This is a genomic window from Flavobacterium gelatinilyticum, assembly GCF_027111295.1.
GTDB lineage: Bacteria > Bacteroidota > Bacteroidia > Flavobacteriales > Flavobacteriaceae > Flavobacterium > Flavobacterium gelatinilyticum.
Genome location: NZ_CP114287.1, coordinates 2,728,187 through 2,754,517, shown reverse-complemented (window position 1 = coordinate 2,754,517; position 26,331 = coordinate 2,728,187). Strand labels below are relative to the sequence as shown.

At 35.3% G+C, this 26,331-nt stretch carries 20 protein-coding genes and 2 tRNA genes; 17 read left to right on the top strand and 5 right to left on the bottom strand.

The window, feature by feature from the left end; all coding sequences use genetic code 11:
- Positions 1 to 63: 63 nt before the first annotated feature.
- A complete protein-coding gene (polA, locus tag OZP11_RS11640) occupies positions 64 to 2,889 on the bottom strand; it encodes a DNA polymerase I (RefSeq protein WP_281235368.1) in 2,826 nt (941 codons plus the stop codon).
- Positions 2,890 to 3,136: 247 nt separating this feature from the next.
- Here polA and OZP11_RS11635 point away from each other — a divergent pair, with 247 nt between their 5' ends.
- The 6 genes from OZP11_RS11635 to OZP11_RS11610 all read left to right on the top strand — a co-directional run bounded on the left by OZP11_RS11635 (position 3,137) and on the right by OZP11_RS11610 (position 7,615).
- On the top strand, positions 3,137 to 3,349 hold the full coding sequence (locus tag OZP11_RS11635) for a hypothetical protein (protein WP_281235367.1): 213 nt from the start codon (positions 3,137 to 3,139) through the stop codon (positions 3,347 to 3,349).
- 188 nt (positions 3,350 to 3,537) lie between these two features.
- Positions 3,538 to 4,212 carry a response regulator transcription factor gene (locus tag OZP11_RS11630; protein ID WP_281235366.1) on the top strand — a complete coding sequence of 225 codons (675 nt, stop codon included), beginning with the start codon at positions 3,538 to 3,540 and terminating at the stop codon, positions 4,210 to 4,212.
- Between the two features lie 11 nt (positions 4,213 to 4,223).
- Positions 4,224 to 5,561, top strand: a complete 1,338-nt coding sequence (locus OZP11_RS11625; RefSeq protein WP_281235365.1) for a sensor histidine kinase — start codon at positions 4,224 to 4,226, stop codon at positions 5,559 to 5,561.
- 104 nt (positions 5,562 to 5,665) lie between these two features.
- Positions 5,666 to 5,851 carry a hypothetical protein gene (locus OZP11_RS11620; RefSeq protein WP_281235364.1) on the top strand — a complete coding sequence of 62 codons (186 nt, stop codon included), beginning with the start codon at positions 5,666 to 5,668 and terminating at the stop codon, positions 5,849 to 5,851.
- A gap of 152 nt (positions 5,852 to 6,003) precedes the next feature.
- Positions 6,004 to 7,239, top strand: coding sequence for a metallophosphoesterase (locus tag OZP11_RS11615; RefSeq protein ID WP_281235363.1), 1,236 nt, complete (start codon positions 6,004 to 6,006; stop codon positions 7,237 to 7,239).
- A 73-nt stretch (positions 7,240 to 7,312) separates the two neighbouring features.
- Positions 7,313 to 7,615 carry a thioredoxin family protein gene (locus OZP11_RS11610; protein WP_281235362.1) on the top strand — a complete coding sequence of 101 codons (303 nt, stop codon included), beginning with the start codon at positions 7,313 to 7,315 and terminating at the stop codon, positions 7,613 to 7,615.
- Positions 7,616 to 7,641: 26 nt separating this feature from the next.
- On the opposite strand, the gene OZP11_RS11605 is transcribed toward OZP11_RS11610, so the two are convergent.
- A complete protein-coding gene (locus OZP11_RS11605) occupies positions 7,642 to 8,280 on the bottom strand; it encodes a polysaccharide deacetylase family protein (protein ID WP_281235361.1) in 639 nt (212 codons plus the stop codon).
- 93 nt (positions 8,281 to 8,373) lie between these two features.
- On the bottom strand, positions 8,374 to 11,655 hold the full coding sequence (locus OZP11_RS11600) for a glycosyltransferase family 117 protein (RefSeq protein ID WP_281235360.1): 3,282 nt from the start codon (positions 11,653 to 11,655) through the stop codon (positions 8,374 to 8,376).
- Between the two features lie 246 nt (positions 11,656 to 11,901).
- Here OZP11_RS11600 and OZP11_RS11595 point away from each other — a divergent pair.
- Both OZP11_RS11595 and OZP11_RS11590 read left to right on the top strand, forming a co-directional pair.
- Positions 11,902 to 11,972: transfer RNA gene (locus OZP11_RS11595), tRNA-Gln, on the top strand.
- Between the two features lie 110 nt (positions 11,973 to 12,082).
- Positions 12,083 to 12,153: transfer RNA gene (locus OZP11_RS11590), tRNA-Gln, on the top strand.
- A gap of 124 nt (positions 12,154 to 12,277) precedes the next feature.
- Here OZP11_RS11590 and OZP11_RS11585 read toward each other — a convergent pair.
- The gene (locus OZP11_RS11585) at positions 12,278 to 13,102 is read right to left on the bottom strand and encodes a universal stress protein (RefSeq protein ID WP_281235359.1); all 825 of its coding nucleotides are present in this window, start codon (positions 13,100 to 13,102) and stop codon (positions 12,278 to 12,280) included.
- A 171-nt stretch (positions 13,103 to 13,273) separates the two neighbouring features.
- Here OZP11_RS11585 and rimP point away from each other — a divergent pair, with 171 nt between their 5' ends.
- From rimP to OZP11_RS11565, 4 genes are all read left to right on the top strand, one after another.
- A complete protein-coding gene (rimP, locus tag OZP11_RS11580) occupies positions 13,274 to 13,738 on the top strand; it encodes a ribosome assembly cofactor RimP (protein WP_281235358.1) in 465 nt (154 codons plus the stop codon).
- Between the two features lie 14 nt (positions 13,739 to 13,752).
- Positions 13,753 to 15,006 carry a transcription termination factor NusA gene (nusA, locus tag OZP11_RS11575; RefSeq protein ID WP_281235357.1) on the top strand — a complete coding sequence of 418 codons (1,254 nt, stop codon included), beginning with the start codon at positions 13,753 to 13,755 and terminating at the stop codon, positions 15,004 to 15,006.
- Positions 15,007 to 15,064: 58 nt separating this feature from the next.
- Positions 15,065 to 17,941: a translation initiation factor IF-2 gene (gene infB / locus OZP11_RS11570; RefSeq protein ID WP_281235356.1), complete on the top strand. Its 2,877-nt coding sequence runs from the start codon at positions 15,065 to 15,067 to the stop codon at positions 17,939 to 17,941.
- A 137-nt stretch (positions 17,942 to 18,078) separates the two neighbouring features.
- Positions 18,079 to 18,609, top strand: coding sequence for a DUF4920 domain-containing protein (locus OZP11_RS11565; RefSeq protein WP_281235355.1), 531 nt, complete (start codon positions 18,079 to 18,081; stop codon positions 18,607 to 18,609).
- Positions 18,610 to 18,786: 177 nt separating this feature from the next.
- Here OZP11_RS11565 and OZP11_RS11560 read toward each other — a convergent pair whose 3' ends face one another.
- On the bottom strand, positions 18,787 to 19,176 hold the full coding sequence (locus OZP11_RS11560; protein WP_281235354.1) for an SPOR domain-containing protein: 390 nt from the start codon (positions 19,174 to 19,176) through the stop codon (positions 18,787 to 18,789).
- A gap of 219 nt (positions 19,177 to 19,395) precedes the next feature.
- Between OZP11_RS11560 and OZP11_RS11555 the strand changes: the two genes are divergently transcribed.
- The 5 genes from OZP11_RS11555 to OZP11_RS11535 are packed head-to-tail and all read left to right on the top strand — an operon-like array spanning position 19,396 to position 26,328.
- A complete protein-coding gene (locus tag OZP11_RS11555; protein WP_281235353.1) occupies positions 19,396 to 20,730 on the top strand; it encodes a c-type cytochrome in 1,335 nt (444 codons plus the stop codon).
- A gap of 32 nt (positions 20,731 to 20,762) precedes the next feature.
- Positions 20,763 to 23,822: a TAT-variant-translocated molybdopterin oxidoreductase gene (locus OZP11_RS11550; RefSeq protein ID WP_281235352.1), complete on the top strand. Its 3,060-nt coding sequence runs from the start codon at positions 20,763 to 20,765 to the stop codon at positions 23,820 to 23,822.
- Between the two features lie 34 nt (positions 23,823 to 23,856).
- On the top strand, positions 23,857 to 25,257 hold the full coding sequence (gene nrfD, locus OZP11_RS11545; RefSeq protein WP_012023712.1) for an NrfD/PsrC family molybdoenzyme membrane anchor subunit: 1,401 nt from the start codon (positions 23,857 to 23,859) through the stop codon (positions 25,255 to 25,257).
- Positions 25,250 to 25,774 carry a DUF3341 domain-containing protein gene (locus tag OZP11_RS11540; RefSeq protein ID WP_281235351.1) on the top strand — a complete coding sequence of 175 codons (525 nt, stop codon included), beginning with the start codon at positions 25,250 to 25,252 and terminating at the stop codon, positions 25,772 to 25,774. Before nrfD ends, OZP11_RS11540 begins: the two co-directional genes overlap by 8 nt.
- 8 nt (positions 25,775 to 25,782) lie before the next feature.
- Positions 25,783 to 26,328 carry a cytochrome c gene (locus tag OZP11_RS11535; protein WP_281235350.1) on the top strand — a complete coding sequence of 182 codons (546 nt, stop codon included), beginning with the start codon at positions 25,783 to 25,785 and terminating at the stop codon, positions 26,326 to 26,328.
- The last annotated feature ends 3 nt before the right edge of the window (positions 26,329 to 26,331 follow it).

Genomic DNA, 26,331 nt, shown 5'->3' with positions numbered 1-26,331 from the left:
TTTTATGCAGGAAGTAAAAAAAACGTATTCCCGAAGAAATACGTTTTTTGAGTAAAATTATTATTAATGCGCTTCAAGCCAGTCTTTTCCTAAACCAAGTTCAACTTCTAAAGGAACGGACATTTTAAAAGCATTTTCCATTTCATGTTTAATCATAGGCTGGATTTTTTCGAGTTCATCGTTGTGAACATCGAACACAAGCTCATCATGCACCTGCAGCAGCATTCTTGATTTCCAGTTTTCGTCGCGAAGTTTTTTATGAATGTTAATCATCGCAATTTTAATTACGTCTGCAGCGCTTCCCTGAATAGGTGCATTTACAGCATTTCGTTCTGCAGCGCCTCTTACTACGGCATTGGCAGAATTGATATCTTTTAAATAACGGCGGCGGCCTAAAATGGTTTGCACATATCCTTTTTCGCGAGCAAATTCAACTTGTTCTGAAATATAAGATTTAAGGCGAGGATATGTTTTGTAATACGCATCGATCAAAGCGGCGCTTTCGCTTCTTGAAAGTGAAGTCTGGTTACTCAATCCAAAAGCAGAAACACCATAGATAATTCCGAAGTTTACGGTTTTGGCATTGCTTCTCTGTTCGCGTGAAACTTCTTCTAAAGCAACATCGAAAACCTTTGCTGCGGTTGCTCTGTGAATATCTTCTCCGTTTTGGAAAGCTTTAATCATGTTTTCTTCACCGCTTAGAGCTGCAATAATTCGTAATTCAATCTGCGAGTAATCGGCAGAGATTAAAGTATGGTTTTCATCGCGTGCTACGAAGGCTTTACGAATCTGACGACCTCTTTCGGTACGAATCGGGATGTTTTGTAAGTTCGGATTATTAGAACTTAAACGACCCGTTGCGGCAACTGTCTGCATATAATCGGTATGAACACGCAATGTTTTTTTATCAACCTGTTCCGGTAAAGCCAAAATGTAAGTACTTTGAAGTTTTACCATTTGGCGCCAGTCCAGAATATCTTTTACTATTGGATTGTCGTTTGCTAAATATGTCAAAACTTCCTCGCCGGTTGCGTATTGACCGGTTTTGGTTTTCTTTTGTTTTGCCCCGCCAATTTTTAATTTGTCGAATAAGATATCTCCTAATTGCTTTGGAGAAGCCAGATTGAATTTTTCTCCGGCTGTTTCATATATTTTTTGCTCAAGAGATTTGATTTCGACATCCATTTCTGTTGACATTTCTTTTAAAAACTCAACATCCAGACGGATACCTTCTGTTTCCATGTCAGCTAAAACGCTTACTAATGGGATCTCGATATCATCAAATAACTTCTTTGTTTCCGTTTTATCTAATTCGGTTGTGAATATTTCTTTTAATTGTAACGTAATATCTGCATCCTCAGCTGCGTATTCTTTAATATCTTCCAAAGGAACATCACGCATTGAAAGCTGATTTTTTCCTTTTTTACCAATTAAGGTTTCAATAGATTTTGGGGAGTATTTTAAATACGTTTCGGCCAGGATATCCATATTATGACGCATATCCGGATTAATAAGATAATGCGCAATCATGGTATCGAAAAGTTTTCCTTTTACCGTTACCCCATAATTAGAAAGGATTTTTAAGTCGTATTTTAAGTTTTGCCCGATTTTCTCGATGTTTTCATTTTCAAAAAACGGAACAAATTTTTCAATTAGAGTTTTTGCTTCTTCCTGGCTTTCCGGAAACGGAACATAGAATGCTTTTCCTTTTTCATAAGAAAATGACATACCTACCAGTTCTGCATGCAGGGCATCGATTCCTGTAGTTTCAGTATCAAAACAAACAGATGTCTGTTTTTGTAAATTTTGTAAAAGCAGTTTAATTCCCAAATCACCCTGAACAGTTTGATAAGAATGTTCAGTGTCTTCTAAAGTATTGTAGAAAGAAGTTCTTGGTGTTTCTGAATCTTCATCGGAAGTGCTTCCAAAAAGATCAAACTGATCTTCGTTTTTAGCAGCTTTTTTAGCCGGTTTAGTTTCAGAAGCTGCAGTTTGAGTGCCGTCTGTTTTAAACAAATTGTCAAATTGTTCTGCCATTCTTCTAAACTCCAGTTCCTGAAAAATAGCATCTGTTTTTTCAATATCCGGACGCGAAAGTTCGTAGTCAACTTCATTAAAAACAACATCGCAGTCTGTAATAATTGCAGCCAGTTTTTTAGACAGAATACCTTTTTCTTTATTCGCTTCGATGTTTTCTTTCATTTTACCTTTTAGCAAATGAGTATTTTCTAAAAGATTTTCCATGGTGCCAAATTCCTTCAGGAATTTTTTGGCTGTTACTTCACCCACACCCGGTAATCCCGGGATATTATCTACGGCATCCCCCATCATTCCAAGAAAATCGATAACCTGTTCCGGTCTTTCAATTTCAAATTTTGCCAAAACCTCAGGAACACCCCAGATTTCGATTCCGTTACCCATACGGGCCGGTTTGTACATGAAAATATTTTCAGAAACCAACTGCGCAAAATCCTTATCAGGCGTTACCATAAAAACCTGATAGTTTTGTTTTTCTGCCTGTTTGGCGATAGTTCCAATTAAGTCATCGGCCTCACAGCCCGCCATTTCAATAATTGGAATATGCATAGCTTTTAATAATTCCTGAATGTATGGAATAGCAATTTTAATTGCTTCGGGTGTTGCATCACGATTGGCTTTATATTCTGCGAACATTTCTGTTCTTACCTGGCTTCCTTCTTTATCGAAAGCAACGGCTAAATGATCGGGTTTTTCTCTTTTAATAACATCCAGTAATGAGTTCATAAAACCCATAATTGCAGATGTATCCATTCCTTTTGAATTGATTCTCGGGTTTTTTATAAAAGCATAATAACCACGAAAAATTAGTGCATAAGCATCTAGAAGAAAAAGGCGTTTTTGAGTTGACATATTAAAAATATTAGTCTGTAAAAATAAACAATTGGGTTTTAAAAAACGATTTGGTTTCTGAAAATTAATTTTGTTTGACCATATATGTGTGTAGACATGCACCGAAGTACATCTTCTTGATATTGCGACATAACGTTAATGTCTCGTTAAAAATTATCCGTTACGATGTTTCTTCATTTTTTCTTCATTTTACGAAGGTAATTTTGATCTGTAAAATAAAAGGTATTAATTCTAAACTTTAGAAATCATGAGAAATTTAGTAATGTTATTAGTAGCAGTTTTAGGAACAAGTGCGATGGTTCATGCATTTCCTGCAAAAGACGGAAAAGAAGTTCCTGCAAAAGAAGTAAAAGCAACAAAACATCCTAAACACAAATCTGATAAGAAAGCAAAATCAGAAAAAAGTGAAGCTTCAAAAACAGAAACTGCGAAAACAGAAACTGCAAAAGTGAAAAAATAGTGATTGTTCTCGTTTTGTTTTCGGAATCATGGTAATGAAGACAAAACAGGAATAATGATTATGAGAATGCGATTGAAGAAGGCTGATGAAGAAATTTGTCAGCTTTTTTGTTTCGTTAATTTTTTGATAACGCACAGCAGGATTTTTTATAATTGATTAATTTTAGCAGTGCTTAAAACGCTGTTTTTATGAATGTTTTAATTGTTGAAGACAATAAGGAACTTGCTGTCGAAGTATATGATTTTCTGTGTAATGCAGGATATATTTGTAAAATTACGCACAATTGCTCCGATGCTCTCGAGGAATTTGGCAGTAATGATTATGATGTTATGCTGCTCGATTTGGGATTACCGGATGGTGATGGTTTTGAGGTTTTGAAAACAGTTCGAAAAACCAAGTCAAAAATGGCAGTCATTGTGCTTACAGCAAGAGGAGAATTGGATGACCGAATCAACGGGCTTCATCTTGGGGCCGATGATTATTTAACAAAACCTTTTGCTCTGACAGAACTTGCAGCCAGATTATTTGCGGTTATTCGCCGTATTCATGGTTTTACTTTAAACAATTTAAGTATTCACGGCTTTTTGCTCCAGCTTCAGGATTATAAAGTCAGCTTTGCTGAAACGCCGATAAGCTTAACAAAAAAAGAATTTGATATTTTTCAGTATCTGGTTCTTAATAAAAACAGGGTAATAACAAGATTACAGCTTACAGAGCACATTTGGGGAGATATCCTGGAAGTGAATTCTGATTCTAATTTTATTGATGTCCATGTTCGTAACCTTCGAAAAAAACTGGACAAACATACTTCTATCGATTGGTTCGAAACCGTTCGTAATGTTGGTTATCGTATTAACGAATAAATAGTGTACTTGTGAAAATAAAGCACCAATTAGCCATTTTTAATGCACTGACAAGATTGCTGGTGATTTTGATTTTATGGCTGATGCTTCCCATATTGGTCGAAAATGTAGTTTACAGACATATAAATAATGGGTTAATTGAAAAGAAAAAGAAATTCATAGATCATCTGAATCAGCAGGAGATTAATGATTTTATTGAAAATGAAGATGATTCAACCGAAACCTATTCGCAGTTTTCAACGCTTCACAGTGAATTTTTAGTGCTGTCAAAAAGTTCTTTTAAACCCAATCAGAAGCAGACAACATTTAGTAATGAATATCGGATTATTGAAGGGGAGGAAAATGAGTACAGAATTTTGCAGCATCATTTTAATTATGAAAATCAGGATTATAAACTCGAAATAGGAAGCAGTTTAAGTGAAGTAAAAGACCTTACTTTTATCATTAAACTATTTATCATAATTGTTTTGGTAGTAATTCTTTTGGTCACTTTTCTGGCTGATACTTTTTATATAGAATATCTGTTGAAGCCGTTCTACAAAATTATCGATACTAAAATAAGGCGCGTCAACGAGCCTGAGGTTTTTGATCATACGCCTATAAAAGCAAAGTCAAGGGATTTTAGAGAACTGGATTTGGTTTTAAATCAAATGATGGATCGTATTGCAGAACTTTTTAAAAAAGAAAAACAGTTTATTTCGAATGTCTCGCACGAACTTTTAACGCCTATCGCGCTATTGAAAAACAAACTGGAGAATTTATTGCAGAACGAATCTTTAGATGATCATGCGGTTGATAAAATTGCGGGTTCATTAAAGACTTTGGATATGCTCAAAAAAATCATCAATAATCTCCTGCTGATTTCCAGAATCGAAAACAATCAATATGAACTCAATGAATCAATTAATTTTCATGAGCTTATTACAGATCTGCAGGAAGATTTACAGGACAGGATTGAAGATAAAGGGATTCAGTTTATCAATAAAATGGAACATGATTTTGTTTTTAAAGGCAATAAAACCCTGATTCATATTTTGATTTATAATCTGGTAACAAATGCCATAAAATACAATAAGCCAAACGGAAATATTACGGTTGCAGATGGTTATATTCAGAATCAATATTTTATTTCGATAACAGATTCTGGTATAGGTTTAAATGAATCTCAGATCGAAAATATATTCAATCGCTTTGCCAGGATCAGTTCAGATCAGGAAGGGCAGGGGCTGGGACTTGCCATAGCAAAAAGTATAGCGGTTTTTCATCATATAGAAATAAAGGTTATCTCTTGTTTGAAAGAAGGAACAACCTTCACGTTATTGTTTCCAGATGAGCTAAAACACAATTAAAAGTTAATTTTTTCAGATAAGTTCAATCTTCATTTTGTCTTCATTTTGCGATTCTATCTTTGGTGTACAATAAATGAAATACTAAATCATAAAACTTACAAATCATGAAAAAATTAATTATGTTAACTGCAGCAGTTTTAGGAACTGCAGCAATGGTAAGTGCGCAAACAACTCCAGCACAAACTGCTCCGGTAAAAGAAGCTAAAACGGCTAAAAAAGAGAAAAAAACAGACAAAAAAGCTAAAAAAGTAGAAGCAGCTAAACCGGAAGCCTCTAAAGGACAGAAATAAGATTGTAGAGATTAAAAACGTTTTGGATAATTTTTGCTCAAAAAGCTGATGGAGAAATTCATCAGCTTTTGTTGCTATTTGAGTTAAATTTTTGATAATAAAAAGCGATAGAATTTTCATTCTTTGTTACTTTGTTTAAAACTATAAATTAGATGATCCTTCGTTTTGTAATTCTGTGTGCTCTTTTTTTATTTATTGAGTTCTATTCCTACCAGGCCTTTCGCACTTTAATAAAATTAAGATGGGTTTTGACAGCCTATCAGGTTATCAGCGTACTGCTTTTAGTATTCATTATATATTCTTTTTCTCAAGTAGACAGATCAGTCGGGCAGACCAGACAATTCATGTTTACTACAGGTTTGATGCTGCTTATTTATGTGCCAAAAATCGTGATGACACTGGTGTTATTCAGCGAGGACATTTTTAGAATAGGGGCGGGCATTATGAATTATTTTGTTTACCATGCTCCCAAAAAAGAAATGATGCCGGACCGACGAAAGTTTGTCAGCCAGCTGGCGCTTGGTTTGGCCGCAGTTCCGTTTTTGTCTATAATTTACGGAATACTTGAAGGGAAATATAACTTCAAAGTCATTAAGCAGACGATATTTTTTCCGGATCTTCCGGATGAATTTGATGGTTTTAAAATAACCCAGATTTCAGATGTTCACAGTGGGAGTTTTGATAATCCTGAAAAGATAAATTATGCGATCGATCTGATTAATCAGCAGGAATCAGACATGATTTTGTTTACCGGCGATATTGTAAATACGCATGCGAAGGAAATGCATCCGTGGCTCGAAACATTTAACCGAATCAAAGAATATAAGTACGGAAAATTTGCTGTTTTAGGCAATCATGATTACGGCGAATATGTGACCTGGCCTTCTGAGAGCGAAAAAGACGAAAATTTCGCAGAAATTAAAAACCTGTATAATAAAATAGGTTTTGATTTGTTATTAAATGAGAACAAATACATTCACAAAGGCGATGATAAAATTGCTTTGGTTGGTGTTGAAAACTGGGGAATGAATTTTAAGAAAGCCGGAGATCTTAACAAGGCTTCTGAAAATCTTCATAAAGACGATTTTAAAGTTTTAATGAGTCATGACCCAAGCCATTGGGAATATGAAGTTAAAGAACACCCCAAAAACTTTCACTTAACTTTATCCGGTCATACACATGGTATGCAGTTTGGAATTGAGATTCCCGGATATTTTAAATGGAGTCTTGCGCAATACATTTACAAACAGTGGGCAGGGCTTTATGAAGAGGCTGGAAGGTATGTGTATGTGAACCGCGGATTTGGTTTTCATGCCTATCCGGGACGTGTTGGCATTATGCCGGAAATCACGGTAATTGAACTAAAAAAGGGTGACAATGTGGCTTAATTCGTTAAAAATGCTACATTTGTATTAATTATCTCTTTTTATAACAGATTTAAAGAATTAAATTTTTGGTTTTATGTCAAAATTTGGAGAACTTATAAATGCTCAGGTTCCAGTGTTAATTGACTTCTACACAGATTGGAACGAATCATCAGTATTGATGCATCCGGTAATTAAGGATGTAGCGGCTGCTCTAGGCGATAAAGCGAAGGTAATTAAAATAGATGTCGATAAAAATCAGGAGCTGGCAGAGGCATTACGAATTAAAGGCCTTCCTACTTTAATGATTTACAAAGAAGGACAGATGATCTGGAGACAGTCCGGCGAACTTGATGCGAATACAATAATTGGAATCGTTCAGGATCAGTTTAATGTATAAAACTTCTAAAAGATATTGTTTCTTTTTTAGTGAATAATATCAAACTTATATCCGTTTTCTTTTAAGAAATGCAGTGTTTTAGGAAGAGCAAATTTTAAATTTGGAGATGCTTTTACACTGTCATGAAAAACAATTACACTTCCTGACTTTACGTTTTTAGTAACGTTTTCAAGACACTTTTCGGGAGTTATAGACTGATCAAAGTCTGCGCTCAAAACATCCCACATAATAATCTTATAGCCTAGTTTTCGGAGAATCTTAGATTGTGCTTTTTTGATTTTTCCGTATGGCGGACGAAATATAAGACGGTTCGAATGGAATTCTTCTTCTAAAACTGCAGCACAGCTTTTAACATTTTCAACATAATCCTGTGTTTGAAGTTTCCACCCGTTTACGTGATTCATAGTATGGTTTCCTATAGAATGTCCTTCACGGATTAGTTTTTCAAACAAAGATAAATTAGCTTTAATGTTTTTTCCAATACAGAAAAAAGTGGCTTTTGCATCAAACTTTTTCAATTCAGATAAAACCCAGTCAGTAATTTCAGGGGTAGGGCCATCATCAAAAGTAAGGTATATTTTCTTTTCATTGTTTGGGATATCCCAGCAATATTTAGAAAACACCGTTTTAATAAATGAATTAGTTTTTACCCAATAAAAGCTCATTTTTAACTTGATTTAGATATACGTAAAAATAAAAAATGCCGTACTGTTTGTCAAGCTGTACGGCATTTTTTTAATCAATATGTTTTTCGTATATTATTCTTTCTCGCGTCCAAAACGCTCAAATATATTTACATACGTATTAAATACTTTTTTGTGGTTCTCATAAAAAGCAGTGTCTTTATTGGTCTTCATAACCTGAAGCAGGCTTCTGTAACGCTCAATATCTGTGATAATATCAATTGCTAAATCGGTCTGGTCTGAACCGCTCAATGTTTTGTAGTAGTTCAGGTTTTCTTTGTATTTGTTAACCAGTTTTTCTAATAAATCATGTGCTTTGGCAGGTTCTCCCACTTTGTAATAGCCATCAGCAAAAGGTTCAACCAAAGAATAATAACCGTATTTATCCAAAGGCATTTTTGTGATAGCTAAATTGATAACATTTTTAGCTTTGTCAATTTTGTCCTCTGCAATAAGCTCGTTCATTAAACGGGATAAATTAGTACGGTATGTAATACTGTTTCTTCTTGTTTCAGGATCGTGGTAAATTTTGTCGCTTTCGCTGTTGCCCCAATCCCATTTCATAACAATATCATACATTTTATCAGCATCGATTTGTCCCATGTCCATTGGCCCGTTGTCTTTAGAATAAGCGTTTCTAACAGGAACCAGTTTGTAAACCATTCCGTCTAACTGCAGATAATCTTTCAGCCATAAATAATCTTCATCGTCAAAAGCACCACCGCTAAAATAAATAGGACGTTTCCAATTATTGTTGGCCAAAATGTCAAGCATCATTAAACGGTTTTTGTACAATGCGTTTCCTTTGATGTTGATGTCCATATAAGGAACAATCGAATCATTGTATTTAGGATTTACAACTTTATTCTTAATGATAGTGTTTTTGTCAACATTTACCCTGATTTTATTCGTTGGGTAAAAATGGATTGTCTGTCCGTTTTGAAGACCTACAGTAGATTTAGGGTTTTTAATAAAATCAATAAAATCAGTAATATTCCAGCGTGTTTCGATTTTAGGAATATGAGCTACATAATCCAGATTGTCCCCAACATACTGCTCATGTTTGAAAGATATTGGCAGAGGGTCTGACTCGTATGATTTAGCTTTCATTTGATCGATATACCAGTCTGTCATGAAAAGACTTGTGTTAACGATTTTCACGTCGGTTCTAAAATGTTCAATTTCTTGTGCATACCATAGCGGGAATGTATCATTGTCTCCAATGGTAAATAGGATAGCATTTTTATCGCACGAGCTTAAATAGGCTTTTGCCATTGCAACAGCAGTATATCGGCCTGATCTGTCATGATCATCCCAGTTTTGAGAAGCCATTAAGATTGGTGCGGCCAGTAAACTTCCGGCAATAATAACCGGTCCTGCAATTTTAGGTGCAACATATTTCTGGAAGCTTTCGTATAAAGAATAAACTCCAAAACCAATCCATATTGCAAAGACATAAAATGATCCTACAAGGGCATAATCTCTTTCACGAGGTTCAAAAGGTCTTTCATTCAGATAAATTTTCAAGGCAATTCCTGTAAATAAGAACAAAGCAAGCAGTACATAAAAGCTCTTAAGATCTTTATTAGCATGATACATTATTCCAATTAAGCCTAAAATAAAAGGAAGGAAATAGTAAACATTACGTCCTTTATTATTTAAAACATCAGAAGGCAGATTGTCCTGAGAACCTAAATGAATAGAATCAAGAGGTTTGATACCGCTGATCCAGTTTCCGTCTAAGTTGTCATATTTACCCTGAACATCACTTTGACGTCCAACAAAATTCCACATTAAATATCTCCAGTACATATATCCAAATTGGTATTCGAACATAAAACTGAAATTGTCAACTGTAGTTGGTTTTTCTATAATTAAATAATCCCCGTAACTTCTTAAGAATTTAACATAACCTTCGTTATCGATTTGTTTTTGAGCATAAGCTGTTCTGAATTCAGAAACTGTTTTCTCAACCTCATTACGCAATTGTGCAATTGCCTTGTTGTATTCCTCTTCGGTTAACTGGCTTGGGTCAATTCCGTATTTGCCTAAATCATCTTCATAATTATAGTTAGGATTGATTCTGAATTTAGGAGGATTTGTAAAATTGATATAGTTTTGGATGTGTCCGGTTTCGGTACTCCACATTCTAGGCAGAACAGCTTTCTGGTTGTCATCCGTATTCTGTTCAGCATTTTTGTAATTATTGGTAATAATGTATTTACCTGTTTTGTAATCTCTCTCGTAGTTAGGTTTTTTATCTAAATAAGGAGTAGTGGCGTCAAGACCTGCAAAAACTTCGGTATACTGAGGACCGTAAAATAGTGGATTTACACCATATTGCTCACGATTATAATAAGCTAAAACCTCGGCAGCGTCAGATGGTTTGTTTTCGTTAATTACCGGATTTGCATTGGCACGTACAGGCAGCATAATCCAGGTAGAGAAACCTATTAATATAAATAGGATGCAAAGAATAATAGTGTTATAGAAAATTAATCCTTTTTGTTTAGTGTATTTAAGTCCAAAATAGAAAAAGGCAATTAATGCTAAAACTACAAAAATGGTTCCTGAGTTAAATGGCAAGCCCATATTGTTAACCATGAAAATTTCAGTTTTACCAAATGAAGCCATGGTTAATGGCAGAAGTAATTTGAAAATGAATAATAAAATTCCAATTACAACGATATTGGCAATAATGAAGTTTTTGATAGTAACTTTTTCGTAATGTTTGAAATAGTATAGAAAACCAATTGACGGAATGGTTAATAAAGCCATGAAGTGAACTCCAAATGAAAGCCCGATAACCAAAGAAATAATCAAAAGCCATTTGTTTCCTTTTGGCTTGTCCATATCCTGCTCCCAGCGTAATCCCAGCCAGAAAAGCAGAGCAATTAGTAAAGATGCCATAGCATATACTTCGGCTTCAACGGCGTTAAACCAGAAACTGTCAGAAAACGTATAAGCAAGAGCTCCAACTAATGAGCTTCCTAATATAACTATAGAGTTATTTTGGTCGATTTCGGCAAAACGCGCTACAATCTTTTTTAAGATCATAGAAGAAGACCAAAACATAAATAAAATTGTAAATGCGCTAGAAAAAACAGACATCATATTAACCATTACGGCTACATGCTGGGCATCGATTGCAAACATGGCAAAGAAAGCGCCCATCATTTGGAATAAAGGTGCTCCCGGAGGGTGACCGACTTCAAGTTTTGCCGCTGTGGCAATATATTCGCCGCAATCCCAAAAGCTCATAGTAGGTTCAACAGTTAGTGTATAAGTAATTAAAGCGATTGCAAATGCAAACCAACCAATAATTGTATTCCATTTATTGAAATTGAATTGTGCCATATTTAGGTATTATAATTTTGTGTGTTTTTCTATCCTACAAAGAAAATGTTTTTTTATGTAAAGAAACGACCATTAACAAAAAATTCTATAAAAGTATCTTTAAAGACTAATGTCTTGGTTATAAGTGACTTTTGATAATTGGAATGAGTCGGATCTAAAAAAAAGCAAAAAAAATGATTTTTTTTGATCAAAAAGTTTGTGCAAACTAAATAAAACCTTAAATTTGCACTCGCTTAACCGCACTGCTGGTCTATGGTGTAATGGTAACACTACGGTTTTTGGTGCCGTCTTTCTAGGTTCGAGTCCTAGTAGACCAACATAAAAAGTCTCTCAGAAATGAGAGACTTTTTTTTATATAAAAAAGTTGGTTGTAAAATTTGCATAAACAAAATAAAGTTCTAATTTTGCACCCGCTTAACCGCATTGCTGGTCTATGGTGTAATGGTAACACTACGGTTTTTGGTGCCGTCTTTCTAGGTTCGAGTCCTAGTAGACCAACATAAAGTAAAGAGCTTCTCATTTGAGAGGCTCTTTTTTTTTTTTGTGTGTCTTAGGTTTAAAATAAAAAAAAACCAGCCAAAGAAAATTGACTGGTTAGTTTATTGTTGAAAAGATTATCTAATTAGATTTTAACTGTGATAACCGGTTTGATAGAGTGGTTAACCAATCCTTCGCTGATGCTTCCGTTAAAGAAGTGAGCAAGTCCTGTTCTTCCGTGAGTGCACATTCCAATTACATCTGCATCGATACTGTTTGCGAAATTGATAATTCCGTTTTCAATGTTAGTGTCATTATATATATGTGTCTCATAATTCGTAAGATTGAAAGCACTTGTAAAATCTTCAAGCGTTTTGTTGATTACGTGAGTTGGTTTAAAGCTGTTTGGTGTACAAATAGAAACTAAATGTAGTTTTGAATCAAATAATTTTGTAAAATTTAAAAGTTTTTCAAAAGGCTTTTTGGTTTCTTCAGTAAAATCAGATGCAAATACAACATTGTTTACATTGAATTCAGGTGCGTCTTTTTTGATAACAAGTACAGGTACGTCTGAGTTTCTAACAACTTTTTCAGTGTTAGATCCAATTAGTAATTCTTCTACCCCAGAAGATCCGTGAGATCCCATGACAATTAAGTCAATGTCATTTTCTTTGCTTACCTGAGTGATTCCGTGAATTGGTTTGTCCATTTTTACCATTTCGGTAATAGGAATTCCGTCTAAAAACGGACTGTCTGAAATTTTATCCAGAGTTTCGTTGGCTTTTTGCATAAAAAGCATAGTCTCCGGAATGCTTACACCTCCAAATATTGCATCGTTTGCCTGATGCGGCAGTTCAAGCATGTGTAAGATGATGATTTCAGAGTCGTTCTTTTTTGCAATTTGTGCAGCTACTTTTAAAGCGTGTTCTGCATGTTCAGAGAAATCAGTAGGTACTAAAATTCGTTTCATGATTTTTGGGTTAAATTATTTTATAATATGTTATTATTTGGAGCGCGAAAGGTATGGAATATTTTTAGAGCAATCTAGTTATTTGATTTATAAAAAAATCACTATATTTGCATCGTTATTTATTAAAATCTAAATAATGAGGGGACTAGTGTCCCCTCTTTTTATAAAATTATGACATTTAAAGAGAAAGTAAACGGATTAATTGAAGAGGCTCTTCTGGAAAAACCATCGATCTTTTTGATTGATCTGGCTGTGTCAGATTCTTTTAAGATCAGCGTAGGTTTAGACGGAGATAATGGGGTTGCGTTGCAGGACTGCATTGATATTAGTCGTGCAATCGAGAATAATCTGGATCGTGAAGAACAGGATTTTTCGCTTGAAGTAGCATCTGTTGGAGTTGGATCTCCTTTGAAATTGATAAGACAATACAAGAAAAATATTGGTAGAACGTTGATTGTTACTACAAATAATGAAAAAATTGAAGCAGAATTGGTAGAAGCTAATGATGTTTTTATAATTTTGTCTTGGAAGGCAAGGGAACCGAAAAAAGTAGGAAAAGGAAAAGAAACAGTTCAAAAAGAACAACAAATACCTTATACAGAAATTAAAGAGGCAGTTGTTACAGTAACATTTTAATTTAAAGAATTCGCATGGAAAATTTAGCATTAATCGATTCATTCTCGGAGTTTAAAGATAATAAACTTATTGATCGTGTAACGCTTATGGCAATTTTAGAGGACGTGTTTAGAAATGCATTAAAGAAAAAATACGGTTCAGATGAAAATTTCGATATCATTATTAATCCTGATAAAGGAGATATGGAAATTTGGAGAAGAAGGGTAATTGTTGCTGATGAGGATCTTGATTTTGAAAATGAGGAAATTACATTGACTGAAGCAAGAAAAATCGAAGCGGATTTCGAAATAGGTGAAGAGGTTTCTGAAGAGGTTAAGCTGATTGATTTAGGAAGAAGAGCTATCCTGGCACTGCGTCAAAATTTAATATCAAAAATTCACGAACACGATAATACTAATCTTTATAAGCAATTTAAAGATATTATTGGCGATATTTACACCGCCGAAGTTCACCATGTTCGTCCAAGAGTGGTTATTTTAGTCGATGATGAAGGAAATGAAATTGTGCTTCCAAAAGAGAAACAAATCCCATCTGACTTTTTCCGTAAAGGAGATAATGTTCGTGGAATCATTGAAAGTGTTGAATTAAAAGGAAACAAACCGCAGATTATTATGTCTAGAACTTCAGAGAAGTTTTTAGAAAAATTATTTGAGCAGGAAATTCCGGAAGTTTTTGACGGTTTAATTACGGTTAAAAACGTAGTTCGTATTCCGGGTGAAAAAGCAAAAGTTGCTGTAGATTCGTATGATGACAGAATTGATCCGGTTGGAGCCTGCGTGGGTATGAAGGGTTCTCGTATTCATGGCATTGTACGTGAATTAGGAAACGAAAATATTGACGTAATTAATTATACAAACAACATTCAGTTGTTTATTACAAGAGCATTAAGCCCTGCAAAAGTTTCTTCAATCAAAATTGATGAAGATAACAAGAGAGCAGAGGTGTTCTTGAAATTAGAAGAGGTTTCCAAGGCAATTGGTAGAGGAGGCCACAATATCAAATTAGCCGGTCAGCTGACAGGTTATGAATTAGATGTTATCCGTGAAGGCGATGTAGCCGGAACAGTTGCAGATGAAGACGATGTTGAATTAACAGAGTTCTCAGATGAAATTGAAGAATGGGTAATAGAAGAGTTTGCTAAAATAGGTTTAGATACTGCAAAAAGTATCCTGAAACAAGAAGTAGAAGATTTAGTAAGAAGAACAGACTTAGAAGAGGAAACGATTCTTGATGTTATCAAAATACTAAAAGAAGAGTTTGATAGTTAAGCAATAGCTGATGTCTGCTCTAACAACACAACGAAAAAGGTAATAATAAAAAGGTTATATGTCTGAAGAGAGAGTAATAAGAATAAACAAGGTTTTAAGGGAGTTAAATATCTCGTTAGAAAGAGCTGTGGATTATCTAAAAGATAAAGGAATTGCTATTGATGCAAATCCAAACGCGAAAATTTCTGACAGTGAATTTAATATCCTGCAGAATCAATTTGCTGGCGATAAGGGGAACAAGGAAGCTTCAAAAGAAGTTGGAGAAGAAAAAAGAAAAGAAAAAGAAGCTTTGCGTGTTGAGCGCGAGAAAGAACTAGAGGATAAACGCAGACAAGATGAAGAGCGTCAAAAGCAACAGGAAATTATAAAAGCAAGAGCTGTTGTAACAGGGCCTGTTCAGGTGGGTAAAATTGATTTAAACCCAAAGAAGCCAGCTGCAGTTTCTCCTTCAGAAGAACCGGTTAAAACCGAAGAGCCTAAATCTGTTGCTCCATCTCAACCAGAAAAACCTGTCCAAAAAGAAAATGTACAGACTGAGGCATCAGTTCCTGTTGTTTCTGAGGAAAAAAAGGTTGAAAAACCTGTTATTACTGAGAAAAAAGAAGTAAAACCAGAAGTTTCTAAAATGGCTCAGGAGCCAATTATTTCATTGGATCCAACGACTTCTGAAGAAACCATTACTACACAATATCAAAAATTATCAGGAACTACTCTTACAGGCCAGACAATTGACTTGTCTCAGTTTAATAAGCCTAAGAAAAAGAAAGAGGATCCGAAAGCAGCGCAGAATAAGCCTGGGGTTCCGGGAGCCGGGAATAATAACAACGCTAATAAAAACAAGCGTAAAAGAATTGCTCCTAAACCAGGTGCACCTGGTGCTCAAAAACCTGCAGCAGGAAATGCGCCGGGAACACCAAATCCTAATAAAATTACTCCTAATACAGGAGGTGGAGGTTTTAATGCCAACAGAAGTGCAAGACCTGGTTTTGTAAAAGGAAACCGTCCTGCAATTGTGGCTAAAGTTGAGCCTACCGAAGAAGAAGTAAAAAACCAAATTAGAGAAACTCTTGAAAAACTTCAGGGTAAAGGAGGTAAATCTAAAGCGGCTAAATACAGAAGAGATAAAAGAGAAACGCACCGTCAGAAATCTGATGATGAGCAAAGAGCTCTTGATGAAGGAAGTAAAACCATTAAGGTTACTGAATTCGTTACAGTAGGAGAGATTGCGATTATGATGGATGTGCCTATTACGAAAGTAATCGGAACCTGTATGTCTCTTGGTATCATGGTAACAATGAATCAGCGTTTAGATGCTGAAACCTTAACGATTGTTGCTGATGAATTTGGTTACGAAGTTGAATTTATAACAGTGGATATCGAAGAAGCGATTGAAGTTGTTGAAGATAGAGAAGAAGATTTAGTTACAAGAGCGCCAATTGTTACTGTAATGGGTCACGTCGATCACGGTAAAACATCTTTACTGGATTATATTCGTAAAGAAAATGTTATTGCCGGTGAGTCAGGTGGAATTACACAGCATATTGGAGCTTACGGAGTGACTCTTGATAATGGACAAAAAATAGCGTTCTTAGATACACCGGGTCACGAGGCGTTTACCGCGATGCGTGCGCGTGGTGCTCAGGTTACGGATATTGCTATTATTGTAATTGCAGCGGATGATGATATCATGCCGCAGACAAAAGAAGCTATCAGTCACGCTCAGGCGGCTGGTGTGCCAATTATATTTGCAATCAACAAAGTGGATAAGCCAAATGCTAACCCTGATAAAATTAAAGAAAGATTGGCAGGTATGAATTTACTTGTTGAAGATTGGGGAGGAAAAATCCAGTCACACGATATTTCTGCAAAAACAGGATTAGGTGTTAAAGAACTTCTTGAAAAAGTTTTATTAGAAGCTGAGATTTTAGATTTAAAATCAAACCCAAATAAAGCAGCTCAGGGAACTGTTGTTGAGGCTTATCTTGATAAAGGAAAAGGATATGTGTCTACGATTTTAGTACAACACGGTACTTTAAAAATTGGAGACTATATGCTGGCAGGAAAACATCATGGAAAAGTTAAGGCGATGCATGACGAAAGAGGGCATAATGTTATACAGGCAGGACCTTCAACTCCGGTATCTGTTCTGGGATTAGATGGTGCGGCAACTGCTGGTGATAAATTCAATGTGTTTGAGGATGAAAAAGAGGCAAAACAAATTGCATCTAAACGTTCTCAGTTAATGCGTGAACAGTCAGTTCGTACACAAAGACATATTACACTTGATGAAATTGGACGTCGTATTGCTCTTGGTCAGTTTAAAGAATTGAATGTAATCCTTAAAGGAGATGTGGATGGTTCTGTTGAAGCATTATCTGATTCGTTCTCGAAACTTTCTACAGAAGAAGTTCAGATCAATATTATACATAAAGGTGTTGGTGCGATAACCGAGACCGATGTTAACTTGGCTTCTGCGTCAGATGCTATTATTATTGGATTTAATGTTCGTCCGGCTGGAAATGCAAGACAGCTTGCTGATAAAGAAGAAATCGATATCCGTTATTATTCTATTATCTATGCTGCAATTGATGACTTAAAAGATGCAATGGAAGGAATGCTGGCTCCTGAAATGAAAGAAGAAGTTTTGGGAACTGCTGAAATCCGTGAGATTTTCAAAATTTCTAAAGTGGGTTCAATTGCAGGTTGTATGGTAACTGATGGTAAAATCCTGAGAACTTCTAAGATTAGAGTTATTAGAGATGGAGTTGTAGTTCATACGGGTGAGCTTGTTGCTTTAAAACGTTTCAAAGACGATGTTAAAGAGGTAACAAAAGGTTATGACTGTGGTATTCAGATCAAAGGATTTAATGATATTGAAATAAGCGATGTTATTGAAGCGTACCACGAAGTAGCGATTAAAAAGAAATTGAAATAATAGTCAGTTGATATATCTTAAAGTCCCAATTATATTGGGACTTTTTTTATGAAATAATGCTTTAAAACCGCGGTATCAGGCAGTATTTGTGATTAAATACGTAAATTAGATCTCTTAAAATTTAAAGTTATTTTATAATGAAAAAAGATCTGATAAATAAGAAATCAATACTGTGTTCAGTTGTTTTGTTTATATGTTTTAATGCGTTTTGTTTTTCTCAGGAAGATGTCGAAAAACCAGCTCCTCCGGCAGGTAATGCGTTAGTAGGAGATTATTACGGAGAAGATGTTTCGGCGGCTGTTGTAAATAAGGCGATTTCAGCTGAAGAGTTAGAAAAAGAATTAAATGGCTCTGCTAAAGTTGAAAATGCTGTTGTACAAGGAAAGGTGACAGATGTGTGTGGAAAAAGAGGGTGCTGGTTAACCATTAAAACAACAGAAGGTTCGTCTTTCTTTGTTAAGATGAAAGATTATGCTTTTTTTGTACCTACAGCTGTAAAAGGAAAAAATGTGGTTTTGACAGGAAATGCTGAGAAGAAAGTTACATCAGTAAAAGAGTTGAAGCATTATGCAAAAGAAGCTAAAAAGACAAAAACAGAAATAAATGAAATCAATAAACCGAAAGAAGAAATACAATTTTTGGCCAGCGGTATCAAAGTAGTAAATTGATTTTTTAGGGTAAATTAAGTCTTGTTTTATGGTTGAATTAGGCGAATCCTAAAAGAACCTGAAAAAAGATTTTACCTTTAAATGATAAATGTTAGGATTTTTTTGAGAAAAGTAACAGGTTATTGTAAATAAAAAAAAGCGAGACAATTTGTCTCGCTTTTTTTATGTGATTTTGTGCTATTTTCCCGGCTTTATCAGGAATATATTTTTATATTTTTTTCTGATTTCGATCATATTTCGTTCGGCTTCAATTCGTGATTTGAAGTTTCCAACTATAACCTTGTAGTTGGGTGTGTTAAAAATGATGGTTCCGTCTATGTTTGTGTACTCTCTTTTAAAGTCCGAAAGTGTCTTTTTAGCCTCTTCACTTTTACCGCTAAAGATTTGAATTCTATAGGAATCGTTTGTACTTATTGATGTGTTAAATTTACGTTTATCATTCAATAACTGCTCAAATTTAGGGTCCTGATTCAATGTTAAGTTTTGACTTTGTGCTTGAAAACTAAATGTTACGGCAGCGATTGTAAATGTAAAAAAAAGCTTTTTTGAAGGGCTTAAAATTCTCATAATGTGATGGTTTTTATGCAAAAATACTATTTAAAGTTTGTATGTAAAATTTTAATATTATTTAGAATTGATATAAATTGATATTTAAGACTATTTTAAGGTTTTGAGAATAGTTCATAAGTCGTATTTTTGTGCAAGTTTTAAAAGAAGGTATTAATTTTTGTCTGATTTATTACAGAAAAAATCATACCAAAAATTAGTAGATAATTATTATACTATATGAAAAAGGTGGGTAACCATAATTCGATCTCAAGAAAATTGCTGCTTAGCTTATCGCTAACGTTAATTTTCTCCCTAACTTCATTTGCTCAAGATCCTGCTGCTCCAGCTGCAGCACCAGAAGCTGCGGCTCCTGCTGCAACATCAGGTGGTGATCCGGTAAAAGGGAAAGAACTTTTTAATGCAAATTGCGCTGCATGTCACAAACTAGATGCTAAATCAACAGGTCCAGCTTTAAGAGATGTTGCTTCTAAGCATGATAAAGCATGGCTTTACAAATGGATTCACAACAGCTCTGAAATGATAAAATCAGGCGATCCAGTTGCTGTTAAACTTTTTGAGGAAAATAACAAAGCTGTTATGACCTCTTTTCCTCAGCTGTCTGAGGGTGATATTGATAATATTATTGCTTATACTTCTGAAAAGAAAGCTGAACCGGCTCCTGGTGCAGGAACTGCAGCAACACCTCCGGGAACTAATACTGAAGCAGGCGGAATCTCTAATAATGTTATTTTAGGAGCTCTTGCTCTTGTAATGGCCATCTTAGTTGTTATGTTGTTCATGGTGAACAAAGTGTTGACTAAAGTTGCCAGTAATAACGGAATTGAAGTTGCTCCTAAAGAAGGAAGAACTCCAATCTGGAAAGCTTTTGCAAGAAACCAATTCCTTGTATTAGTTACTTCTATATTTTTACTTTTAGCTAGTGGTTATTTTGTGTATGGATATTTAATGCAGGTTGGTGTAGATCAAAACTACGAACCAATCCAGCCAATCCATTACTCTCACAAAATTCACGCTGGGGATAATGAAATCAATTGTAAATATTGTCACTCTGCTGCTCGTGTGAGCAAGACTGCTGGTATTCCTTCATTAAATGTTTGTATGAACTGTCATAAAAATATTTCTGAGGTTGCTGAAACTACAGCTACTGCTGAATACAGCAAAGCATTCTACGATGCACAGATTCAAAAATTATATGATGCTGTTGGATGGGATAAGACTAAACAGGCTTATACTGGAAAAACACAGCCTGTTAAATGGGTTCGTATTCATAATCTTCCTGATTTTGTTTACTTCAACCACTCGCAGCACGTTTCTGTTGCAGGAGTTGAATGTCAAACTTGTCACGGTCCGGTACAAGAATTTGAAATCATGAAGCAATACTCTAAATTAACTATGGGTTGGTGTGTGGACTGCCACAGAAAAACTGATGTTAAGATGGAAGGAAATGCATATTATGAAAAAATTCATGCTGAACTTTCTAAAAAATACGGTGTAGAAAAATTAACTGCAGCGCAAATGGGAGGTTTAGAATGCGGTAAATGCCACTATTAATCGAATTATTAAGATTTTAATATTTATATACAATGTCATCAAACAAAAAATACTGGAAAAGTGTTGAAGAACTAGAAAATAGTTCTATTGTTGAGGCGCTTAGAAATAACGAATTTGTTGAAGAGATTCCTACAGATGAATTCTTAGGAAATGCTGATGCGTTAGCTTCATCTGGAACTTCACGTCGTGACTTTTTAAAGTACGTAGGATTTAGTACTGCGGCAGTTACACTTGCTGCTTGTGAAGGTCCTGTGCACAAGTCTATCCCTTATGTATTACAACCAGAGCAAATCATTCCTGGTGTTGCAGATTATTATGCAACTACTGTTTTTGATGGTTTTGATTTTGCAAATCTTTTGGTAAAAACTCGTGAGGGTCGTCCAATTAAAATTGAAAACAATACTATTCCCGGAGCTAAGTTTTCAGCAAACGCGAGAATTCATGCATCTATCTTAGGTTTATATGATAGCATGCGTTTGAAAGCACCGAAAGTAGAAGGAAAAGAGTCTACTTGGTCTGCTGTTGATTTAAAAATTAAATCAAGTTTAGCTGATGCAAAAGCTAAAGGAGGTCAGGTGGTATTGTTAACAAATACTTTAGCGAGCCCTTCAACTGAAAAGCTGATAGCTGAGTTTATCGCTAAAAATCCAAATGCTAAACATGTAGTATACGATGCAGTTTCTTCTTCTGATGCATTAGATGCATTCGAAACTGTATACGGAGAAAGAGGTTTGGTTGATTATGATTTCTCAAAAGCTTCTTTAATTGTATCTGTTGGTGCTGATTTCTTAGGAGACTGGCAAGGTGGCGGATATGATGCTGGATATGCAAAAGGACGTATTCCTCAAAACGGAAAAATGTCTCGTCATTTTCAGTTTGAATCAAATATGACATTATCCGGAGCAGCAGCTGATAAGCGTGTTCCAATGACTACAGCTGATCAAAAACAAGCTTTAGTTCAGATTTATAATATAATTGTTGGTGCTTCTGTTCCTGTAACTTTAGATGGTAAATTTAAAGAAGAGGTTATAAAAGCAGCTCAGCAATTAAAAGCAGCTGGTACAAAAGGTATTCTGGTATCTGGTATTGAAGATAAAAATGCTCAATTGTTAGTTTTAGCTATCAATCAGGCATTAGCCAGCGAAGCTTTCACAACGGCAGGAACAAGACAAATTAGAAAAGGTTCTAATGCAGTTGTTTCGCAATTAATTAAAGATTTGAATGCAGGAAGTGTTCATACTTTAATTATGAGTGGAGTTAACCCGGTTTACACTTTAGCTGATTCAGCTTCTTTTGTTTCCGGATTGAAAAAAGTAAAAACGTCAGTTGCTTTCTCTTTAAAAGAAGATGAAACTGCTGCTATATCTACAGTTGCAGCTCCGGCTCCTCATTATTTAGAGTCTTGGGGAGATGTAGAAATTACTAAAGGAACTTATAGTTTAACACAGCCGACTATTCGCCCAATTTTTGATACAAAACAATTTCAGGATGTTTTATTATCATTGAATGGTTCAACTGGAAGTTTCTATGATTACTTAAAAGCTAATGCAGCTTCTGTTATTGCTGGTTCTTCTTGGAACAAAGTTCTGCACGATGGTGTTTTAGTAATTGGTTCTGCTCCTTTAGCTGGAGGGTCTTATGATTTCGCTAGTGCAGCAAGTATACTTTCTAAATCAAAATCTAACGGTGAACTTGAGTTAGTATTATATACTAAAACAGGTATGGGAGATGGACAACATGCAAACAATCCATGGTTACAAGAGTTCCCGGATCCAATCACAAGAGTTTCTTGGGATAACTATGTTACAGTTTCAAATGCGGATGCTAAGAAATTAAATTTATCAAATGAAATTGTTGCAAATGGTGGTTTAAACGGAAGTTATGCTACAATTACAACTGCTGATGGTCTTAAATTAGAGAATGTGCCGGTAATTGTTCAGCCAGGACAAGCTGTTGGTACAGTAGGTTTAGCTGTTGGTTACGGTCGTAAAGCAGCTTTAAAAGAAGAAATGCAGGTAGGTTTAAATGCTTACGCTTTATATAAAAATTTCAATAGTGTTCAGTCTGTTTCTATTGCTAAGGCAAATGGAGAACATGAGTTTGCTTGTGTTCAGGGACAAAAAACATTAATGGGTAGAGGAGATATCATTAAAGAAACTACTTTAGAGATTTTCAATACTCAGGATGCAAAACATTGGAACGAACAGCCAATGGTATCATTAGATCACCAGGAAGTTGAGGCTACAACTGTAGACTTATGGGAATCTTTTGATCGTACTACTGGTCACCACTTTAATTTATCTATCGATTTAAATGCTTGTACTGGTTGTGGAGCCTGCGTTATCGCTTGTCACGCTGAAAACAACGTTCCGGTTGTAGGTAAAGCAGAGGTTAGAAGAAGCCGTGATATGCACTGGTTACGTATCGACAGATACTACTCTTCTGAAAGTACTTTTGAAGGTGATAACGAAAGAAAAGAAGGAATTGCTGGTTTATCTAGTTCATTATCTACATTTAATGAAATGGAAAAACCTGGAGATAATCCACAAGTAGCATTCCAGCCAGTAATGTGTCAGCACTGTAATCACGCACCTTGTGAAACAGTATGTCCTGTTGCTGCAACTTCTCACGGTCGTCAAGGTCAAAACCATATGGCATATAACAGATGTGTTGGTACTCGTTACTGTGCTAATAACTGTCCATATAAAGTTCGTCGTTTCAACTGGTTCTTGTACAACAAAAACAGCGAATTCGATTATCATATGAATGATGATTTAGGTCGTATGGTATTAAACCCAGACGTAAACGTTCGTTCTCGTGGAGTTATGGAAAAATGTTCTTTCTGTATCCAAAGTACTCAGGCTGTAATCCTTGAAGCTAAACGTCAAGGAAGAGTTGTAGGTAAAGATGAGTTCAACAATGCTTGTGCTTGTTCTGCAGCTTGTTCTTCTGGTGCTATGGTATTTGGAGACGTAAATGATAAAGAAAGCGAAGTTGCTAAATTAGCAGAAAGCGAAAGAATGTATCATTTATTAGAGCATGTTGGTACTAAACCAAATGTTTTCTATCACGTTAAAGTTAGAAACACTTAGTAAAATTATTAATTAAGAAACAATATAAAGGATTATGTCGTCTCATTACGAAGCACCCATTAGAAAACCTTTAGTTATAGGTGATAAATCATATCACGATGTAACTGTAGATGTGGCAGCGCCTGTAGAAGGACCTGCAAATAAACAATGGTGGATTGTATTTACAATCGCATTAGTAGCCTTCCTTTGGGGGTTAGGTTGTATAATTTACACCGTATCTACCGGTATCGGAACATGGGGATTAAATAAAACAGTTGGTTGGGCCTGGGATATTACTAACTTTGTTTGGTGGGTTGGTATTGGTCACGCGGGAACTTTGATTTCTGCAGTACTTTTACTTTTCCGTCAGCGTTGGAGAATGGCTATTAACCGTTCTGCAGAAGCAATGACTATTTTCTCAGTAGTTCAGGCAGGTTTATTCCCAATTATTCACATGGGTCGTCCATGGTTAGCATACTGGGTATTACCTATTCCAAACCAGTTTGGATCTTTGTGGGTAAACTTTAACTCACCATTACTTTGGGACGTATTTGCGATTTCAACTTATCTTTCAGTATCATTAGTTTTCTGGTGGACTGGTTTATTACCTGATTTCGCTATGCTTCGTGATAGAGCTATTACTCCGTTTAATAAAAGAGTGTATTCTATCCTAAGTTTTGGATGGAGCGGTAGAGCTAAAGACTGGCAGCGTTTTGAAGAGGTATCTTTAGTATTAGCCGGTTTAGCAACTCCTCTTGTACTTTCTGTACACACAATTGTATCTATGGACTTTGCTACTTCTGTAATTCCTGGATGGCATACCACAATTTTCCCTCCATACTTCGTTGCTGGAGCGGTTTTCTCTGGATTCGCGATGGTAAATACATTGTTGATCGTTATGAGAAAAGTTTCTAACCTTGAAGCATATATTACATTACAACATATCGAGTTAATGAATATCATTATCATGATCACTGGATCTATTGTAGGTGTAGCTTATATCACTGAGTTATTCGTAGCTTGGTATTCAGGTGTAGAATATGAGCAGTATGCATTCTTAAACAGAGCTACCGGACCTTACTGGTGGGCATATTGGTCGATGATGACTTGTAACGTTTTCTCTCCACAGTTTATGTGGTTCAAAAAACTTAGAACCAGTATCATGTTCTCATTTATTATTTCAATCGTAGTAAACATCGGAATGTGGTTTGAAAGATTCGTAATTATTGTTACTTCTTTACATAGAGATTACCTTCCATCTTCTTGGACAATGTTCTCACCAACATTTGTTGATATTGGAATTTTCATTGGAACAATTGGTTTCTTCTTTGTATTGTTTTTATTATACTCTAGAACATTCCCTGTAATTGCTCAGGCAGAGGTTAAAACAATTTTGAAAGGAACAGGAGATAATTACATTAGAGAAAGAGCAAATAAAGATTCACATCATGAGTAATAAAGTAATATACGCCATTTATAATGACGATGACGTTTTGATGGACGCAGTAAAGAAAACCAGAGCTGCTCATCATCATATTGAAGAGGTTTTTACTCCATTCCCAGTTCACGGATTGGATAAAGCTATGGGATTAGCACCAACAAGATTAGCAATATGTGCTTTCTTATATGGCTGTGTAGGTATTTCTGTTGCAACATTCATGATGAGTTATATCATGATTCATGACTGGCCTCAAGATATTGGTGGAAAACCAAGTTTCAGTTTCATTCAGAATATGCCGTCTTTCGTGCCTATTATGTTTGAGATGACTGTATTTTTTGCAGCGCACTTAATGGTTATTACTTTCTATATGAGAAGTAGATTATGGCCATTTAAACAAGCAGAAAATCCTGATGTAAGAACAACAGACGACCATTTCCTAATGGAAGTGGCTGTAAATAATAACGAAGCAGAACTTGTTTCTTTTTTCGAAGGTACAGGAGCTGTTGAAGTTAAAGTAATTGAAAAGAATTAATTGTAGCTATGAAAAGGATATATAAAATAACACTTTTAGTTGGTATAACTATTTTAGTTTCATCTTGCCACAATAATTCGGCACCAAACTATCAGTATTTTCCAAATATGTATGAATCTGTAGCCTATGAGCCTTACGCAGAATCAAAAATATTTAAAGGAGGAAAAGAAGGACAACTTCCTGTAGAAGGAACTATTAACAGAGGTTTCGAACCTTATGAATATGAAAATTCAACTGCTGGTTACGAATTAGCAAAAGCTAATTTAAAATCTCCGTTGGATTCAATTGAAAAAAATTCAGGAAAAGGTAAAGAGCTTTTCGAAATTTACTGTATGAGCTGTCATGGTTCAACTGGAAATGGTAAAGGTAAATTGGTTGAAAGAGAAAAATTTCTTGGAGTACCTAGCTATAAAGACAGAGATATTACTGAAGGAAGTATATTTCATGTTGAAACTTATGGTTTAAACGCGATGGGATCACACGCAAATCAATTGAGTGCCCACGAACGTTGGTTAGTTGCTGACTATGTTCTAAAACTAAAAAGCCAATTATAATTG

Bases quoted from the DNA above. Each gene is read 5' to 3' on its own strand.
- polA (WP_281235368.1), bottom strand. From the start codon at position 2,889: ATGTCAACTCAAAAACGCCTTTTTCTTCTAGATGCTTATGCACTAATT.
- OZP11_RS11635 (WP_281235367.1), top strand. From the start codon at position 3,137: ATGAGAAATTTAGTAATGTTATTAGTAGCAGTTTTAGGAACAAGTGCG.
- OZP11_RS11630 (WP_281235366.1), top strand. From the start codon at position 3,538: ATGAATGTTTTAATTGTTGAAGACAATAAGGAACTTGCTGTCGAAGTA.
- OZP11_RS11620 (WP_281235364.1), top strand. From the start codon at position 5,666: ATGAAAAAATTAATTATGTTAACTGCAGCAGTTTTAGGAACTGCAGCA.
- OZP11_RS11615 (WP_281235363.1), top strand. From the start codon at position 6,004: ATGATCCTTCGTTTTGTAATTCTGTGTGCTCTTTTTTTATTTATTGAG.
- OZP11_RS11610 (WP_281235362.1), top strand. From the start codon at position 7,313: ATGTCAAAATTTGGAGAACTTATAAATGCTCAGGTTCCAGTGTTAATT.
- OZP11_RS11605 (WP_281235361.1), bottom strand. From the start codon at position 8,280: ATGAGCTTTTATTGGGTAAAAACTAATTCATTTATTAAAACGGTGTTT.
- OZP11_RS11600 (WP_281235360.1), bottom strand. From the start codon at position 11,655: ATGGCACAATTCAATTTCAATAAATGGAATACAATTATTGGTTGGTTT.
- OZP11_RS11585 (WP_281235359.1), bottom strand. From the start codon at position 13,102: ATGAAACGAATTTTAGTACCTACTGATTTCTCTGAACATGCAGAACAC.
- rimP (WP_281235358.1), top strand. From the start codon at position 13,274: ATGACATTTAAAGAGAAAGTAAACGGATTAATTGAAGAGGCTCTTCTG.
- nusA (WP_281235357.1), top strand. From the start codon at position 13,753: ATGGAAAATTTAGCATTAATCGATTCATTCTCGGAGTTTAAAGATAAT.
- infB (WP_281235356.1), top strand. From the start codon at position 15,065: ATGTCTGAAGAGAGAGTAATAAGAATAAACAAGGTTTTAAGGGAGTTA.
- OZP11_RS11565 (WP_281235355.1), top strand. From the start codon at position 18,079: ATGAAAAAAGATCTGATAAATAAGAAATCAATACTGTGTTCAGTTGTT.
- OZP11_RS11560 (WP_281235354.1), bottom strand. From the start codon at position 19,176: ATGAGAATTTTAAGCCCTTCAAAAAAGCTTTTTTTTACATTTACAATC.
- OZP11_RS11555 (WP_281235353.1), top strand. From the start codon at position 19,396: ATGAAAAAGGTGGGTAACCATAATTCGATCTCAAGAAAATTGCTGCTT.
- OZP11_RS11550 (WP_281235352.1), top strand. From the start codon at position 20,763: ATGTCATCAAACAAAAAATACTGGAAAAGTGTTGAAGAACTAGAAAAT.
- nrfD (WP_012023712.1), top strand. From the start codon at position 23,857: ATGTCGTCTCATTACGAAGCACCCATTAGAAAACCTTTAGTTATAGGT.
- OZP11_RS11540 (WP_281235351.1), top strand. From the start codon at position 25,250: ATGAGTAATAAAGTAATATACGCCATTTATAATGACGATGACGTTTTG.
- OZP11_RS11535 (WP_281235350.1), top strand. From the start codon at position 25,783: ATGAAAAGGATATATAAAATAACACTTTTAGTTGGTATAACTATTTTA.